This is a genomic window from Paenibacillus sp. URB8-2 (assembly GCF_013393385.1).
Classification (GTDB): Bacteria; Bacillota; Bacilli; order Paenibacillales; family Paenibacillaceae; genus Paenibacillus_AQ.
This window is the reverse complement of the sequence record NZ_AP023239.1, coordinates 4,311,602-4,328,623: the sequence shown is the minus strand read 5'-3', so window position 1 is coordinate 4,328,623 and position 17,022 is coordinate 4,311,602. Positions and strand designations below refer to the sequence as shown.

Below are 17,022 nucleotides of genomic sequence, written 5' to 3'. Positions count from 1 at the left end.
ATGTGCAGGATGATATCAGGCAACCATTTCCAAGTGAAATGGTTGTTTTTTTTTATTAATACTCTACAAATTTTAAGTGAAAGGGTCGATAAAATGATTATGATCGATATTCATAGTCACATCCTGCCTTTTGCAGATGATGGCGCATCCGATTGGGAAGATGCTCTTGCCATGGCCCGGGATGCCCATAAGGACGGTATTCATACCGTCGTCGCAACACCCCATCATGCCAATGGCCAATATCTGAATCCGGCAGATAGCGTATTGGATGGGGTAGAAAGAATGAATGAGAAGCTCCGTCTGGAGGGCATACCGCTGAACGTTCTTCCAGGCCAGGAAATTCGGGTTTACGGTAATCTGCTTGATGACTTGGAGAGTGGGATATTATTGCCGCTGGCTTCCTCGCGTTATATCCTGCTGGAAATGCCTTCATCAAGGGTGCCAAGCCGAATGGAAGAGCTGTGCCATGAGCTGGTCATTCAAGGCTACGTGCCCGTTATTGCCCACCCGGAACGCAATGCCGAGATTGCTGCTCATCCGGAACGCCTTCAAAGACTGGTCGAAATCGGAGCTCTTGGACAGTTGACGGCGCAGAGTTTGACGGGCGTATTCGGAGGCAAGCTGCAGAAGCTGTCGCTAGAATTATGCCGCCGGAATACGATTCATGTATTGGCTTCTGATGCCCACAACGTAGGACCTAGGTCTTTTGGTCTATATCAGGCCTATGAGATGATTGACAAACTATTAGGGGGGGAGACTTCAGACTATTTTCGCAAGAATGCGCAGAATATTGTCGGAAATTTTCCGATAGATCAGAGAATTGTTGAGAGACCAGGAAAAAAACGTCATAATTTTTTCGGATTATTTTTCAGAAAAAGCTAACCAAAATTTTTATATAATGATAGAATAAGATTCATGACTTTGTTAAATTTTGCACAAATGGGTACATGGCACTGGGATTTATCAAATACTAATACATAAGAGGTGGATGAAGAGTGACATTGAAGAAGAAACTGGCCGTATCGACCCTTGCGGTAAGCATGGCGGCGGCATCCGTAGCGGGACTTCCGCTCAGCGGCAAAGGATTGGCTCAGCAATTGGGATTTGTTAACGTGGCTTCGGCTGCAACCACAGTAACCAATGCTCAGGTGAAGGCGAAGCTTATTACACTTTACGCTAACTTGCAAAACGAAGATTGGAGTAAGCTTGAAGCCTTTTACAAAGATATCAACGCTCTTTCTCAGCCAAAATACGAGGAAATCTTTGCTCCGATTCTGAATAAACTTCAGCTTGACGGAACGCAAACGACAACTTCGTATCATTTGTTCCAAAGCGCTACCAGCGTGGTCTATGATGTGTATCAGGGTGATTACGCCGCGATCAACAAAATTCAGACGAATGTCGAATATGCGAACCTGCTGGACGATATTGCTGTAAAAGCTAAAGTAAATGATTTGAGCATCGACGATTTCGTAGAGTTTTTCTTTGGAACCTCCGGTGTTGAGGCTGAACTCCGCACACTGCTGGCCGGCAAAACACAAAGCGAACTGAAAGCGATTATTAATGATCCTTCCGCTTCCGAAACTCTATTCGAACAAGCCTATGACAAAGTTCTTAACCATGCGACCGGTTCCCAGCAGGCAACAACGGTTAGCCAAGCGGTTTATGGCCTCGGAATTACCCCGACGAATGTAAAGACGGCGCTCTATAACCTGGACGTTGCCATCCCTTCCGCAAAACCGGCTGCACAGGCGCTCGCCCAAGCTTATATCCGTGCATTCGGGCTTGGTATTGCTGACAGTACTGACAGCACTCCAGGCAGTAGTATTCCAGGCGGAAGTATTATCGGTGGAACGACTACAACACCATCTACCGATGTAGCAGTATTCGACGCCTCCAAGCTCGTTACCGTAACTAACGGCAAAGCGACAGTGGCTTTGGTTGACGCTGATGTAATCAAAGCGATTCAGGCGCTTGCCGCTGCCAAGACAGGAACCACACTGACTCTTAACCTCGGTACGGTGAATGCAGCAACGGTGGAAGTTCCACTCTCCAAAGCGATTATCGATGCGGCCAAAGCTAACGGCATTGCCAATATCGCGGTTACCTTTAACGGCGTGACTATTACGATTCCGGTATCCCAGTTTGACGCAGCCGTGACATTGACCGTTACGAAAGCCGATCCTTCTGTGGCGACTTCCGTTACTTCCTTGAAGCTGGCATCCGATGTATATGAATTCGGACTGACGGTTGGCGGTGTCTCGACATCGACATTTAAACAGCCAATTACGATCAAGCTTCCGCTTAAAAATACAGACGGGTTGGATAAAGAACTGTTGTCCGTAACGAAGATCGTATATGGGGCTCTCCAGTTCCAAGGCGGCGTACTTGACGGTGAATTCATCGTTGAGCCGCGCGATACCTTCTCTTCCTACGTAGTCGTTGAAAACAAGGTATCTTTCAACGACATCGGTAAAGTCCAAGCCTGGGCAGGAAGACAAATTCAGGTAGTAGCCGCTAAAGGCGCGATTGAAGGCGTAGGCGGCGGCAAATTCGCTCCGAAGAATGGCGTTACCCGCGCCGAGTTCGCGAAGATGCTCATCCGTGCGCTGAACCTGGATAATAGCTCGGCTGTTAACACCTTCAGTGACGTGAAGAAGACCGACTGGTTCGCGCCATATGTTGCCGTTGCAGCCGAGAAGGGCATCATTAACGGACGCGGCGCTTCGAAGTTCGATCCGAACGCCACGATTACACGGGCCGAAATGGCAACAATGATTTCCCGTGCTCTCAAATCCGTTCATAATTTGAAGGACAGCGGAACTTCCGCAACGGCTCTCAGCGTCTTCTCGGACTCCGCGAAGATTAATTCTTCGCTCAAGGATGGGGTTGCTTTTGCAGCCAGCAAAGGTTTGATTATCGGTAATTCCGGCAAATTTAATCCGAATAATACAGCTACACGGGCCGAAGCTGCAGTCATCATCTACCGTACAATCAATTTCAAATAAGTAATTACCGGCCTCCTCTCATGCAGGTGAGAGGAGGTATTTTTAACAAATGCAAATAATAAGCTTCGCGCTTAGAACAGGTCAGCTACTTCTACGAGAAACGGTTGCCGCTATTTAAAGGAAGGGGTAGGCGTTTCTCGTAGAAGTAAGGCTTGAAATATTTCAAGAAGAGCTTGGAGGGAATTATACGTGTTATCACAAGAATTGGATCTTCGCGACTATTTCCGGATTATTCGGAAACGGTTGTGGCTGATCGTCGGAATCGTTATTTTAGCGTGCGGTATCGCCGGAATATACAGCGTATATATCAAGAACCCGGTATATGAGGCTTCAACCAAGATTATTGTCAATCAGACACCTAACCAAACGGCGGTTGCCCAACTGGATCTCAATCAAATCAACACGAATATCCAATTGATCAACACGTATAAGGAAATCATTAAGACTCCTGCCATATTGGACATCGTTGCCAGCAAATATCCACAGTTCAATCTGACAACGGATGAGCTTATGAAAAAGGTCAATGTCAGTTCCGTAAATAATACGCAGGTGATGACCCTCGTAGTCCGTGATAATTCCTATTCAAGGGCAGCCGAGGTAGTTAACGCCATCTCGCTCGTATTCAAGCAAGAGATTCCAGATTTGTTCAACGTGCAGAACGTTTCGATCCTTAACGAAGCCAAAGTAGATCCAGTACAAGCTCCCGGTCCGGTGGAACCGAATGTCATGCTGAATCTGGCTATCGCTTTTGTCGTATCCCTGATGATCGGTTTGGGGATTGCTTTCTTGCTGGAGTATATGGACGACACGCTCAAGACTGAAGCAGATATCGAGCAAGTGCTCGGACTTCCGACCTTGGCTATGATTACGAGAGTGGGAGCGGAAGAAGTGAAAGCCGGAGAGCCAGTCTCCGCAACGCAAATCAGAAAGACGGGAGAACTCGAACATGTCACAGCAGCAAAGTAAACAACGTCATTTGATTACTGTCACCAATCCGCGTTCTACCGTCTCGGAAGCGTTCAGGGCTCTTCGGACAAATATTGATTTTTCCTCAGTAGATGACAAGATTCAGGTCATTATGGTTACCTCCTCAGGGCCTGAGGAAGGGAAATCAACAGTTACCGCCAACCTGGCCGCCGCCTATGCACAAGCGGACAAGAAGGTAGTGTTAATTGACGCAGATATGCGGAAGCCAACCGGACACCGGACCTTCTCGCTAAGCAACCGATATGGCTTGTCCTCTCTATTATCGCAGCAGGCGAACCTGGATGAGGTTATTCAGGGCTCGGAAGTTCCCAATTTATCGATTATTACCTCAGGTCCGATTCCGCCGAATCCAGCCGAAATGCTTGCATCCAACCGGATGAGCGCAGTTCTGCAGGAACTGAGACAACGTTTCGATATCATCCTCATAGATACTCCGCCCTTGCTCGCTGTCACGGACGCTCAGATTATGGCTTCCAAGAGCGACGGAGTGATTATGGTAGTAAGCTACGGGAGAGTCAAACGCGATATCGCAGTGAAAGCCAAAGCAAACTTGGACCGGGTAGGAGGCCGAGTGCTTGGCGTCGTTATGAATAATGTTAAACGCAAAGCCAGTGAAGGCTATTATTACTATTATTACGGCAATTAACCACAGGTTGAAACAGGCTTTAATAGTCACCATATGTTATTTTTCGGAGGCACTGAAAATGACAGCGAACAAACGATTTATCCTATTATTCATGATCGATCTTATCATCGTGTGGTTTAGTATTGAAACGTCCTATCTTCTGCGGTTCTATGGAGATATTCCCGATAATTATTCCCGCCAAATGCTGCAATATTGCTTAATTTCTTCGTTTACCTTTGGAGGCAGTCTTTACTACTTCGGCTTGTACCGAAGAATATGGAAATATGCGAGTATTGGCGAGATCGTAGCCATTCTCAAGGCCATCCTTGTTGGAGCGATATTGTCTTACATCTTTTCTTTGCTGCTGTTCGATGAACGTCTTCCGCTTGGAGTTGAGGCGCGGGTAATCGAAACGACCCTGCTGCTGGTCGGCGGGACCCGCTTTTTATGGAGGGTGGTCGTTCATAAGGAACGGAACGGACGCCATGAAGAGCAGAACCGTGCGCTGATCGTGGGTGCCGGTGATTGTGGCACGCTAATTGCTAAGGAAATGAAGAGTTCTTCTTTTACCCATACCCAATTGGTAGGATTCATAGATGACAGTCCCTACAAACTTCGGATGTCCATTTTGGGCGTTCCGGTGTTGGGAAACCGGCACTCTATCCCGCGCATTGTAAGTGAGCAGGAAATCAATGAAATAATCATAGCGATGCCCTCTGTATCCCGAACGGAAATATCGGAGATTATCGGCATTGCCAAGCAGACCGGCATCAAGTTGAAGATTATTCCGGCGATTAATGACTTGATCACCGGCAAGGTCTCGGTTAAACGGTTGCGCGATGTCAGCGTAGAAGATTTGCTTGGACGCGAACCCATAGTCGAGGACTTGAACAGTATTTTAGGTTATGTTCATAACAAAGTGGTTCTGATTACCGGGGCCGGAGGCTCCATCGGTTCGGAGCTCTGCCGTCAGGTCGCCAAATTTATGCCGGACAAGCTTCTGCTTCTCGGGCACGGAGAGAACAGCATTTACACGATCGAAATGGAGCTTCGAAAAAGCTTCCCGAATCTGAATCTTGTTCCGATCATCGCCGATATTCAGGACCGCGCCCGTATGATGGATGTATTTCGTGCCCATCACCCGCAGGTTGTCTTTCACGCAGCAGCGCACAAGCATGTACCGCTTATGGAGGGTAATCCTTCCGAAGCGATCAAGAACAATGTTTTTGGCACTCGCAATGTAGCGGACTGCGCGGATGAATACGGTACAGACCGCTTTGTCATGATATCCTCGGACAAAGCCGTTAACCCGACGAGCGTTATGGGGGCTACGAAGCGGATTGCGGAAATGTATGTACAGAGCTTGAATACAAGAAGTAAGACCAAGTTCTCAGCTGTGCGTTTCGGTAATGTGCTCGGCAGCCGGGGAAGCGTTGTTCCGGTCTTCAAACAGCAGATCGCTGAGGGGGGGCCAGTTACCGTCACCCATCCCGAGATGGTTAGGTACTTCATGACGATTCCTGAGGCGGTACAGCTTGTGATCCAGGCGGGAGCAATTGCCGAAGGCGGCGAAGTCTTTGTGCTGGATATGGGTAAACCGGTGAAGATTCTGACTCTGGCCGAAGACTTGATCACCTTATCCGGTTACGAGCCTTACAAGGACATCCAGATAGCATTTTCCGGTATCCGCGAGGGCGAGAAGCTATACGAAGAGCTGCTTACGGCGGAAGAGAATTTGGGGTCAACTCAGCATGACCGTATATTTATTGGCAGACCGGCGGTCTTAACCTCAAGCCAATTGGAGCTTGAATTTAAACGTTTGGAGCGTGCACTATCAGAGAGCAACACGGCTTCAGTCCGGGAGATTATCAATCAGATTGTACCGATGATGCCTGTTGCCAATGCGGCCATCAGTTAATCACAAGCTAACGGAGGATTACAATGTTCAAGAAGAGATGGACTAAAATACTGGCCTGGGCGTTGTCGGTCATCATAATTCTGGGTATAGGCGGAGCATTTGCTGCCAATTATGCGGTGAACAAACTGATGAATTCCATGGCGGAGGGACTGGAGACGGGGACTGGGGGCATAGCCGAACCTCAAGTATCTACGGCACCGGCTTCACCAACGGAAACAGCTGTTCCGCAGGTGACGGATTCAACAAATACCAAGCCGATAGACACTGCAGCCAATGCTAATGCGGACGACAATACCGGTACCAAAGCCGTCAAGGAGCAGAGTCAACCCTCATCTTCACCTGCTGCCAAGTCGGATTCTCTAACCCAATACACTCCGCAAATCTCCACGGAGATGGCCAAGAAGATCCAGGAAAATGTAAGTGTAAAAGATAAGGCCGACGTCGTCTCCATTGTTTTGGGCGAATTAAGCATGTCTGACATAAAACAACTTCAGGCATTGGCTCAAGGCGGTTTGACAATCGATGAGAAGAAGGAAGCCCGAACTCTTGTGATGGGAAAAGTCTCGGAACAGCAGTATAACGAGCTCGTGCAGATTGCCAAGAAATATGGCGTCAGCGAGGGGAAATCACGCAGCCAGACACTAGCAGAAGAAAAGGAAAGTGAGTAAATATGGGCAAATTAAGATATTCCGCTGCAATACTATGGCTGACGCTGCTGATCAGCATTGCCCCAGTTTCGGCATACGCTGCTCCAGTCATCATTAAAGCGCAGACTGTAAAGGCAGCAATAACGTTTGACGGGATCAACCTGCAGCCTCCTGAGGGACAATATATCATTATTTATAACAATTCCACTTATGTGCCGCTGCGCTTCATCTCTTACGCGCTTCAGAGGAGCGTAAGCTGGGACGCCAAGAATGTCAGAGTAACAGTCGCTGAGCCAAACAGCCGTGAGATGACCGTGATCCAAGAATATTTAATAAACGCGGGCAATCAGGAAACTTCCACAGGAGTAACCAAGACCGTTGCTCTCAGTAAAGTAAATGCAAGCTATGTCTTTAACGGCTCCATCAAGAGTATCCCCCAAGGTTTATCCAGCTACATACTGAACGGCACCATGTATGTGCCGCTGCGCTTTCTATCTGAAGCGGCAGGGACCACCCTGAAATGGGATCAGAAGACCAAGAGCATTACAGCCTTTACCAGCGCATATAAGGCGCAAAATCCGGATGATACGAAGAGTAAAAGCGACGATTCCTCAAGCGTAAGTCCAACGGAACAACCAACATCAACACCTGCGCCGACCGCACAGGCTGGAACGGGCGCTTCCGGAGGTGCGGCAGAAAGTAAACCTTCCTACGAACAGATCACCAGCGAAACGGAAGCGAAACTTACCTCGCTACAATCCCAAGCAAAATCTGTCTTGATGGGACTGGCATTGGAATATCTGAACGCCAAGGATGACAAAGCCAAGGCTGCAATTCTCTCCAAAGGCGAGCAGCAGTTGAGTTCATTTACTTCATCGTTTAATAGCATAATTTCCGCTGCTGAATCGAAGCTGAAAGCGAACGGTTATGATACAGCCATTATTGACCAGTATCGCAGCGCCTTTGAGTCACAAGTCAATAGTGGGCTTGAGTTGGTTAAAGGCATGGCAGGTTAATCGAACATACCAATGGAGGTATAACTATGAGATTGAGAGACTTGTTAACCGTTGTCGAGAATACCGTAACGCTTGAAATATCGGGTCAGCAAGAAACGTATGCGACCAAGGCAAGTATACCTGACACCCGCATGAACTCTGAAGTTAAACGGCTTGCGACGATGGACAGCGGCTTGATCATTCAACTGGGTGAGCCGAGAAAAGTGCCAACGCTAGAAGAATTGGGCTATTCGTTTGAAGTTGGGATGTAGTAACGAAAACTGGAATAAGGGTGAATTCTATGAGGTCTTATACAAGGATTAAACCGGTCGTGGATATTCTGCTTGCTCTCATCGCTCTGCTTTGCTTGTGGCCTTTCCTTATCATTATCGCAGCGGCCATAAAGCTTGAGTCCAGGGGCCCGGTTCTCTTCAAGCAGAAACGGATCGGTAAGCATAAGAGTGAATTCTTTATTCTGAAGTTCAGAACGATGCGCACCGACACACCCAAAGATATGCCCACCCATTTATTGAAGAACCCGGAAGCCTGCATTACTAGAGTTGGCAAGTTCCTCAGAAAGACAAGCTTGGACGAGCTGCCTCAGATTATCAATATAGTAAAGGGAGAAATGAGCATTATCGGACCCCGCCCTGCCCTTTGGAATCAGTATGATTTGCTTGAGGAGAGAGACAAGTACGGAGCAAATGCTATTAAGCCGGGCCTGACCGGATGGGCACAGATTAACGGACGCGATGAACTCCCTAATGAAGAAAAGGCGAAATTTGATGGAGCTTATACCAAGAAAGTTTCTCTCATTTTTGATGCCAAAATCTTTGTCATGACCATTGCCCGAGTCCTCAAATCCGACGGCGTCGTTGAAGGAGAGAACCTCAAATCAGCATCCAAAGCTAAAGGAGTTGCCTCTTAAGAAATGAGCAGAAAGAAGATTCTGATAACCGGCAGGGGAAGCTACATAGGAACAAGCTTTATCAAATGGGTAAGCCAATGGCCGGATCAGTACGAGGTCGAGGAGATATCCGTTAGGGGGGAAGAATGGAAAAACCACGATTTCTCAGGATATGACACAGTTCTGCATGTTGCTGGTATAGCGCATGTCTCGGCTGATCCTAAAATGGAAGATTTGTATTATAAGGTTAATCGGGATCTTGCAATAGAAGTGGCGACTAAGGCGAAGATAGAAAAAGTAAAGCAATTTATATTTATGAGCAGTATGATCATTTATGGTTCTGATAGCAAAATTGGAGAACAGCAAATAATTACGGCTGATACTAAGCCGAACCCGATCGATTTTTATGGGAAAAGCAAATTAGAAGCTGATGTCGCTATACAGGGGTTGAATTGCGAATATTTTAAGACCGTTGTAGTTAGAACGCCAATGGTATATGGACCGAACTGCAAAGGGAATTTTCCTAGGCTTATCAAAATCGCAAAATATACTCCAGTTTTTTTTGACATAAAAAATGATAGAAGTATGATCTACATTGATAATTTAATTGAGTTCTTAAAACTTATTATCGTGAATAGGGCAATGGGGGTATATTATCCGCAAAATAAAGATTACATGAATACAACTCTAATCATAAAAGTAATAGCCAAAATAATGGGAAGAAAGATATGGTTTACTCGTAGCTTTATGGGGATTTTAAAGTTCATGGCTATAAAGTTAAAAATTATTAATAAAATATTTGGGAGTAAATATTACGATAGACAAATGTCTGATCATTTCAATTGGAGTTATTGTATTGTAAATTCTATTGATTCATTAAAGATGTATATTGACAAAGAATCAACATGAAAGAGTTGACGAGTATGAAATTTTCAGTGTTAATGTCGGTTTATAAAAATGATCGTGTTGCACATGTGAAGCAAGCTATAGATAGTATTATTAATCAAACTGTTAAGCCCGATGAAATAGTGATAGTTATCGATGGTAAAGTACCAGATGCTACAGAATATGAATTAAAACAATACCAAAATATTTTTAATTTTATGAAATTGGTTTGGCTACCTGTAAATGTTGGTCTTGGAGCTGCATTAAGAGAAGGGCTTCAGTATTGTAGTCATGAGTTAGTAGCGCGTATGGATAGTGACGATATAAGTATGCCAACAAGGTTTGAAAAGCAACTTGAGTGCTTTGGGAACAACGAAGAAATAAGTTTAGTGGGTACAAATATTTCAGAATTCATTTGTTACTCCGATAACATCGTTAGTTATAGAAAAGTTCCATTAGAAGATCAAGATATAAAAAGATATATGAAGACAAGAAGTCCATTTAATCATATGAGCGTCATGTTCAAGAAAAGTGATGTGGAAAAATGCGGAAGTTACATGCATTGGTATTTAAATGAGGACTATTATCTATGGATTAGAATGTTCCTTGCTGGGTGTACATTTGCAAATCTTAACGAGACACTAGTAAATGTTCGAATAAATGAGGATACATTTCGTAGACGTGGAGGATGGAGTTATTTTCTAACACAGAAACGAATATTTGATTTTATGCTAAAAAATAAAATGATAAATATTTTTGATTATTTTTATAATAATTCTGTTAGGTTTGTTACACGTCTTATGTTACCCAATAAAGTGAGAAAATGGTTATATATAAAATTACTAAGAGGATAAACAATAATCTAACTATAGAACTTGAAATAAAAAAGGTGAGTACTAATGAATGTTTACTTTGTCAGTTATATTATAATGTTTTTATTATCAGTTAAAGAAGTAGTGATTCAACAATATTCAAAAAAGCAGATTAGATTTTTTGTTTTTTTGTTTATTTTATCATTTTCGTTCCTTGCTGGAATACGCTTTGGTATAGGGACAGATTTTTTTCGATATTTAATTATATTTGAAAGTATAAATCATTATCACGATTATGAATATCTGGAGCCAGGCTTTCGATTAGTAGTAAGTATGCTAAAGATGATGGGATTTTCGAGTTACTCCTTATTTTTTATTTTTTCCCTATTTACACTTTATTTTATGTTCGAAGGAATAAGAAAGAAAAGTGTATATCCAATATTTTCTTCTTTTATTTTTATTTTAGTTTTTTATATAGGTTATGTTTTTAATGGAATTAGACAAGGGGTTGTGATGGGGATATTCCTATATCTTTTAAAAGATATTGAGGAGAGAAACTATAAAAAAGTATTCATTTTTGCATTAATTAGTATAAGTGTTCATACTTCGGGTATTTTTATCTTTATAGCTTATTTTTTTTATAACATAATGATAACAAGGAGAAGATATTTTAGCCTAACTGTTTTGCTTCTAGTTATTTTCTTAACGAATAGATACTTTTCTAATTTTGTTATTGATATAATGCCAAATTTTGTGAAGACCAAATTAATAATATATTCTGATAACTTTGAAGTCTCTGTTGACAGTCTAGGGATTTTGCAGAGAGTTCTGCTTCTATTTCCTTTTCTTTTTTACTATCCCAAATTAATACGGTCAAATAATAGCTTCGAAGGGTTATTTAAATTATATTTCTTAGGTTTTATTTTATATTGTATTTTTTCATTTCAAGAAATGTTTGCAACAAGAATAAATATGTTGTTTAGAGTGTTAGAAATAGTATTATTTCCATTTTTATTAAAGCTGGATATCAACAAATATGAAAAAAGCTTTATCTTCTTCATAGTAATTATTTGGGCATCATTATTATTTTTATCAGAATTAAAAAATCCAGCAAATTTTCCTTTTGTATTTTTCTTTCCAAAATAATTAAAAATAAAATTTATTGTCTTATCACAAAAGGAGAAAAATATGTGTGTATTTAGTATTATTGTTCCATGTTTTAATTTGGAAAATATTATAAACATAACCATTGAAAGCGTCTTGAGCCAATCTTTTGAAGATTTTGAGCTTATCGTGATTGATGATGGTTCAACTGATAAAACATTGGAAGTAGTAAAGAAGTATAAGCAAAAAGATAAACGCATAAAAATAATTTCCAAAGAGAACGGTGGTGTGTCATCAGCACGGAATAATGGAATTAGTTCCTCTTTAGGAGAATACATTCTTTTTTTGGATGGAGATGATAAGATAACTTCTGATTTATTAAAGAATGCTGATGAGATTCTTAAAGACAAGGATATAGATATGTACTCATTTGGATATATTCATGTTTGTGATAATCATATTATTAAAAAATACCAAACATTGAAATTTGATGAAGGCTTATTTTCAAATCAACAATTTTTAAAATTATTTTTAACTAAAAAAATAAGTCAGTGTATGTGTTCTTTTATAATCAAAAAAAATATTATTAAGAATAATGCTTTATATTTTGATGAAAACACCAAATATACCGAAGATCAAGAGTTTCAAATAAAATGTATCAATCATTGTAGAAATATTTATTATGATTCTACAATTTATTTTTATTATATACAACGAGAAGGCTCGGCCATAAATAATAGAGTTATAAGGGAAAATTTTGATGTGTATTTTCGTTTAAGTTCTCTTATCAGTGATGAATTGAAAAGTGAATATGAAAATTACCTTTGTATTTTATTTGTTTATAATTTTAGAGAAATTTTAAATAAAGGTTCTGATGAAAAGACTGTAAGCAAACTACTAAGTATAGATTTTGTTTTGAAAAATTATAAATTTCAATTCACAAAGCACAATGTACTTGTTGGTTTGTTTATTCTTTTATATAAACTTAGATACAAAACTATGCTGGAAGGGAAGTATTTAATTTAAAGCAATAAGGAATTTAAAGAATAAGTGAAATCATAGCAGGGGGTATTATGTCAAAAAGATATAGTGTAATCATTCCAGTTTATAATATAGAAGATTATTTGCATCAGTGTATAGATAGTATATTGAATCAATCATACTCAAGTTTAGAAATTATATTAGTAGATGATGGTTCTACAGATCGTTGTCCACAAATTTGTGATGATTATGCGAAACTAGATGATAGAATTAAAGTCCTACATCAGAAAAATAATGGCCAATCATCTGCACGTAATGCTGGAATTAGTGCTTCAACAGGCGATTATTTGTTTTTTTTAGACGGTGATGATTACTTGATAGATGATGTATTTACTTCTACCGATTCCATTATTGCCAAACAAAATGTAGATATAATATTTCATAACTATAAAATTTTAAACAGTTCGACTGGAGAACTTACGAATTCATCTATTGATTACTCGGAATTACAAAATAGTAAATATTCATCTACTGAAGGAATGATAAAATTACTACAAATAAATCCATTGTTTGATTGGTTTCCTTGGCAATTTATTATAAAAAGAGATATTATTTTTGAAAATCATTTGTTTTTTGAAGAAGGAGTCTTATATGAAGATGTTAAACTAGTTTTCAAACTTATTTTGAATTCAATTACAATCTCTTTCAATAACTGTCAGGTCCTAATTTACAGAATAAAGAGAAATGGTGCTACAACTTCTATTAAAAAACTAAAACCAGAACTTGATAGAATAAATGCAGCTTGTCAAAGCATTGATTGGATTAATAATCACTTAAAAAATGAGTATTTATCAATTAGATTAAATAACAATTTTGCATGTATGATATTTACAAGTATTATTAATTTGAATTATTTACCAATAAATGAAAGGAAGTATCTGTTAGATAAAGTTAAGAAAGAATATAATCGAACTAAATATATTAAATCAAAAAAGCAAAGGTATTCAAAAATTTTATGTGATATTTTGGGGATTCGAATGACAGCGAAAATCTTATATATAAGATCGTTACTGAAATTCGGGGGAGAGTAAAATGGTGAAGTTTAGTGTGGTAATTCCTGTATATAAAGTTGAACAGTATATTCATCAATGTATTGACAGTGTCCTAAATCAATCGTATATCAACATAGAAATTATTTTAGTTGACGATGGGTCACCAGATAATTGTCCTAGTATATGTGATAGTTATAAACAGTCCGATAGTAGGGTGCATGTTATTCATAAAAATAACGGAGGGTTATCTTCTGCTAGAAATGTGGGAATGAGTATTGCCTCAGGGGAATACATAGTTTTTTTGGACAGTGATGATTGGTTAGATGTAGATTTCTTTGATAAACTAAGTAAAAGAATATTAAGACAAGATTTAGAAATATTGGTAGTCCATATTAAGTCATATTATGACAAAAATAATTTTTATAGAGAAAGAAAATATCTTACTAAAAGTAGTGAGATCTATTCGGGTGTTGAAGTATTTGAATTTCTATATAATCAAGCTGACTTCTGGGGGGCCGCTTGGCAATTTGTAGTCAAGAGAAGTTTTTTGATAGAAAATAAACTCAAATTTGTTGAGGGAATTTATCATGAAGATGAAAGATATGGCCCTGAGTTATTGCTTACTGCTAACAAAATTGGATTTTGTTATGATTCTTTCTATGTAAACAGAGCAGAGAGAAAGGGATCAATTATTAATAGCCACAAACTAAAAAAAGAAACCGATAAATTATTTATCCTTAATGACCTATTAATGTTAGCTCAAAGTGAAAAATTTAAGGGAGTAAAGGGAGACTTGATCTTATCTCGGTGTGCCCAATTATACTTAGGACTTATTAAATCATCTTATAAATATTATCAAACTCATAAAAAGGAAATGAATCAGTTTAATAAGCAACTACAAAGCAAAAAGTATGTATTGAAATATAATAAAAATAGAAAATATAAATTATTATTTATTGCTGTTAATATTTTTGGAATTAAAGTTATAGGCAAGCTTTTTAATCGATTATAGACTGTTCTAAAGGAAGTGCTATTAGTGAATCCAGTAATTAGCATAATTGTACCAATTTATAATGTAGAAAATTATTTAAGAAAATGTATTGATTCTATATTAAATCAAAGCTTCAGAAATTTCGAATTGATACTTATTAATGATGGTTCTCCAGATAATTGTCCTGAAATATGTGATAATTATGCAGAAATAGATTCTAGGGTTAGAGTTGTTCATAAAGAAAACGGTGGTTTATCTGAAGCGAGGAATTTTGGTATTGATATTGCTAAGGGGGATTATATCGGATTTGTAGATAGTGACGACTGGATTGAATATGATATGTTTGAAGTAATGTATGAACAAGTTATAAAATATCAAGCTGATATTGTAGTATGTGGTCGTTATGAAGTTTTTAATAATGTTGCAACAGAGTTTAAAGAGTATTCTGGAGAAGTCTTTATCTATAATAATAAACAATCTGTCAGTATGTTATTGGAAGATAAAGAGATTAATCATTTTGCTTGGGATAAAATATATAAAAAGGAGTTATTTTCGAGTATTAGATATCCAATTGGTAAATATTATGAAGATATTTTCACTACACATAGATTATTCATTAAATCAGAAAAAGTTGTTTTTGTTAGCAGGCCTAAATACTATTATTTAAAGCGGGCAGAAAGTATTACTGGGTCTATTAGTAGTAAGAAAGTGTATGATAAATTTTGCGCATCAGTCGAACAGTATAAAAATATTAAAGGAAACAATTATAATAGTTTGGTTAAGCTATCGCTAAGTAAAGCTTTAAACGATGGAGTGGGAGTTTACAATTATCAGTTGAGAGAAGACGATGGATCTAATAAAAACTATAGCAAAAATTTTATTCTCTTTATTAAAAAAAATTTATTTGCAATAGTTTTTAATAAAAATGCTAGAGTAGAATTGAAAATTGCTATTTTGTTAATCCTTTTGTATAACCCTTTATATAATTTTTTTTATAAAAAATATAGCAAAAAAAACTACGTCTGCCCGTTTCACTAACCTATGTGGAAAGATTCTCCTATGGGGTAATAAAAGGTAAGGAAGGAGGAGGTATGTATGCCTTCAACCAAGAACCGGATTACCCCGGAAAAAAGAGTCTATTTTCATAGTGAACTGCGACAATGCCCGCACTGCGGAACCAAACTCAAACGACATCATACGGCCTGGCATAAATACGTCAATACATTGACAGGTATTTTTGACGTCTGGAATATGGCCTATGCTTGTCCTCACCCGGAGTGTCCTTATCCGGGGTCTTATTATCGCTCTGTCGAAGCCGATGCTCTTGTCATGAAACATACTTCCTATGGATTCGACGTTCTTGCCCTTGTGGGTGAACTTCGGTTTAAGCACCACTATACGCTGTCCGAACTGCATACGGAACTGAACCGACGCGGGGTTGTCACGTCTGAACGAAACTGTGAACGACTCTTACGAGCGATACTTGACGCTGCTTCGTGCTTCAGTAACAGAGCATCTTCGCGAGATCTTAGCCGAAGTTGTGCAGGAACATGGAGGTTTACTTCTTTCCATGGACGGCGTTCAACCGGAAAAAGGCAATGAAACCTTGTACGTAGTGCGGGAAGGATTTAGCGGCAGCATCTTGGCGGCCAAAAACTTAAAAAGCGGCAGCGCTGAAGAATTGAAGCGTCTGCTTGAACCGGTAGAGCAACTTGGCTTCCCCGTCATTGGACTCCTTAGTGATGGCCAGCACTCCATTCGCCTGGCGATGTCCGGTATGTGGCCGGAAGTGCCCTACCAATATTGTCAGTACCATTATCTAAAAGATATTGCCAAACCGGTCATGGAGCTTGACCGCAAGCTCAAGACCGGGATTAAGAAGAACTTGCGGGGGATTCGCCAATTGGAAAAACAGGTCCAGCCCGACGATTCTGAAGATGCCGCCATTGCTAAAGACTACCTGGCGGCGGTGCGTTCCGTGTTGCTCGAAGATGGCAACCCGCCACTGGATCTCCCGGGCATCCGGGTCTATGAAGAAGCCCAGGCGATTCGGAACTCGCTTCAGCGAAGCGCTAAAAAAGGGGGTTCGCCTACAGCGAAAAGCTACTGA

Annotated in this window: 17 protein-coding genes; all 17 read left to right on the top strand. The window is 40.1% G+C overall.

Annotation, left to right across the window (positions count from 1 at the left end):
* Positions 1 to 33 precede the first annotated feature (33 nt).
* The 17 genes from PUR_RS20015 to PUR_RS26120 all read left to right on the top strand — a co-directional run bounded on the left by PUR_RS20015 (position 34) and on the right by PUR_RS26120 (position 17,022).
* The gene (locus PUR_RS20015; RefSeq protein WP_232101578.1) at positions 34 to 882 is read left to right on the top strand and encodes a tyrosine-protein phosphatase; all 849 of its coding nucleotides are present in this window, start codon (positions 34 to 36) and stop codon (positions 880 to 882) included.
* Between the two features lie 113 nt (positions 883 to 995).
* Positions 996 to 3,008, top strand: coding sequence for an S-layer homology domain-containing protein (locus PUR_RS20010; RefSeq protein WP_179036757.1), 2,013 nt, complete (start codon positions 996 to 998; stop codon positions 3,006 to 3,008).
* Between the two features lie 189 nt (positions 3,009 to 3,197).
* Positions 3,198 to 3,974: a YveK family protein gene (locus PUR_RS20005; RefSeq protein ID WP_179036756.1), complete on the top strand. Its 777-nt coding sequence runs from the start codon at positions 3,198 to 3,200 to the stop codon at positions 3,972 to 3,974.
* Positions 3,955 to 4,641 carry a CpsD/CapB family tyrosine-protein kinase gene (locus tag PUR_RS20000; RefSeq protein ID WP_179036755.1) on the top strand — a complete coding sequence of 229 codons (687 nt, stop codon included), beginning with the start codon at positions 3,955 to 3,957 and terminating at the stop codon, positions 4,639 to 4,641. The genes PUR_RS20005 and PUR_RS20000 overlap by 20 nt, the downstream gene beginning before the upstream one ends.
* 58 nt (positions 4,642 to 4,699) lie before the next feature.
* A complete protein-coding gene (locus PUR_RS19995) occupies positions 4,700 to 6,538 on the top strand; it encodes a polysaccharide biosynthesis protein (RefSeq protein WP_179036754.1) in 1,839 nt (612 codons plus the stop codon).
* 23 nt (positions 6,539 to 6,561) lie between these two features.
* A complete protein-coding gene (locus PUR_RS19990) occupies positions 6,562 to 7,206 on the top strand; it encodes a RodZ family helix-turn-helix domain-containing protein (RefSeq protein WP_179036753.1) in 645 nt (214 codons plus the stop codon).
* Positions 7,207 to 7,208: 2 nt separating this feature from the next.
* On the top strand, positions 7,209 to 8,201 hold the full coding sequence (locus PUR_RS19985) for a copper amine oxidase N-terminal domain-containing protein (RefSeq protein WP_179036752.1): 993 nt from the start codon (positions 7,209 to 7,211) through the stop codon (positions 8,199 to 8,201).
* Positions 8,202 to 8,227: 26 nt separating this feature from the next.
* The gene (locus PUR_RS19980) at positions 8,228 to 8,452 is read left to right on the top strand and encodes a hypothetical protein (RefSeq protein ID WP_124695152.1); all 225 of its coding nucleotides are present in this window, start codon (positions 8,228 to 8,230) and stop codon (positions 8,450 to 8,452) included.
* A 29-nt stretch (positions 8,453 to 8,481) separates the two neighbouring features.
* Positions 8,482 to 9,108 (top strand): sugar transferase, encoded by a 627-nt coding sequence (locus PUR_RS19975; protein ID WP_179036751.1) that lies wholly within the window; start codon positions 8,482 to 8,484, stop codon positions 9,106 to 9,108.
* Positions 9,109 to 9,111: 3 nt separating this feature from the next.
* A complete protein-coding gene (locus PUR_RS19970; protein ID WP_179036750.1) occupies positions 9,112 to 9,996 on the top strand; it encodes an NAD-dependent epimerase/dehydratase family protein in 885 nt (294 codons plus the stop codon).
* Between the two features lie 14 nt (positions 9,997 to 10,010).
* Positions 10,011 to 10,826, top strand: a complete 816-nt coding sequence (locus tag PUR_RS19965) for a glycosyltransferase (protein ID WP_232101577.1) — start codon at positions 10,011 to 10,013, stop codon at positions 10,824 to 10,826.
* Between the two features lie 45 nt (positions 10,827 to 10,871).
* Positions 10,872 to 11,930 (top strand): EpsG family protein, encoded by a 1,059-nt coding sequence (locus PUR_RS19960; RefSeq protein ID WP_179036748.1) that lies wholly within the window; start codon positions 10,872 to 10,874, stop codon positions 11,928 to 11,930.
* 42 nt (positions 11,931 to 11,972) lie between these two features.
* Positions 11,973 to 12,914 (top strand): glycosyltransferase family 2 protein, encoded by a 942-nt coding sequence (locus PUR_RS19955; RefSeq protein ID WP_179036747.1) that lies wholly within the window; start codon positions 11,973 to 11,975, stop codon positions 12,912 to 12,914.
* 47 nt (positions 12,915 to 12,961) lie between these two features.
* Positions 12,962 to 13,960 carry a glycosyltransferase family 2 protein gene (locus tag PUR_RS19950; protein WP_179036746.1) on the top strand — a complete coding sequence of 333 codons (999 nt, stop codon included), beginning with the start codon at positions 12,962 to 12,964 and terminating at the stop codon, positions 13,958 to 13,960.
* 1 nt (position 13,961) lies between these two features.
* Positions 13,962 to 14,933, top strand: a complete 972-nt coding sequence (locus tag PUR_RS19945; protein ID WP_179036745.1) for a glycosyltransferase family 2 protein — start codon at positions 13,962 to 13,964, stop codon at positions 14,931 to 14,933.
* Positions 14,934 to 14,957: 24 nt separating this feature from the next.
* Positions 14,958 to 15,950, top strand: coding sequence for a glycosyltransferase family 2 protein (locus PUR_RS19940; protein ID WP_179036744.1), 993 nt, complete (start codon positions 14,958 to 14,960; stop codon positions 15,948 to 15,950).
* A 445-nt stretch (positions 15,951 to 16,395) separates the two neighbouring features.
* Complete coding sequence (locus PUR_RS26120) at positions 16,396 to 17,022, top strand: hypothetical protein (RefSeq protein ID WP_232101576.1); 627 nt, start codon at positions 16,396 to 16,398, stop codon at positions 17,020 to 17,022.

Coding starts and splice junctions, on each gene's coding strand:
- PUR_RS20000 (WP_179036755.1), top strand. CDS start 3,955: ATGTCACAGCAGCAAAGTAAACAACGTCATTTGATTACTGTCACCAAT.
- PUR_RS19995 (WP_179036754.1), top strand. CDS start 4,700: ATGACAGCGAACAAACGATTTATCCTATTATTCATGATCGATCTTATC.
- PUR_RS19990 (WP_179036753.1), top strand. CDS start 6,562: ATGTTCAAGAAGAGATGGACTAAAATACTGGCCTGGGCGTTGTCGGTC.
- PUR_RS19985 (WP_179036752.1), top strand. CDS start 7,209: ATGGGCAAATTAAGATATTCCGCTGCAATACTATGGCTGACGCTGCTG.
- PUR_RS19980 (WP_124695152.1), top strand. CDS start 8,228: ATGAGATTGAGAGACTTGTTAACCGTTGTCGAGAATACCGTAACGCTT.
- PUR_RS19975 (WP_179036751.1), top strand. CDS start 8,482: ATGAGGTCTTATACAAGGATTAAACCGGTCGTGGATATTCTGCTTGCT.
- PUR_RS19970 (WP_179036750.1), top strand. CDS start 9,112: ATGAGCAGAAAGAAGATTCTGATAACCGGCAGGGGAAGCTACATAGGA.
- PUR_RS19965 (WP_232101577.1), top strand. CDS start 10,011: ATGAAATTTTCAGTGTTAATGTCGGTTTATAAAAATGATCGTGTTGCA.
- PUR_RS19960 (WP_179036748.1), top strand. CDS start 10,872: ATGAATGTTTACTTTGTCAGTTATATTATAATGTTTTTATTATCAGTT.
- PUR_RS19955 (WP_179036747.1), top strand. CDS start 11,973: ATGTGTGTATTTAGTATTATTGTTCCATGTTTTAATTTGGAAAATATT.
- PUR_RS19950 (WP_179036746.1), top strand. CDS start 12,962: ATGTCAAAAAGATATAGTGTAATCATTCCAGTTTATAATATAGAAGAT.
- PUR_RS19945 (WP_179036745.1), top strand. CDS start 13,962: ATGGTGAAGTTTAGTGTGGTAATTCCTGTATATAAAGTTGAACAGTAT.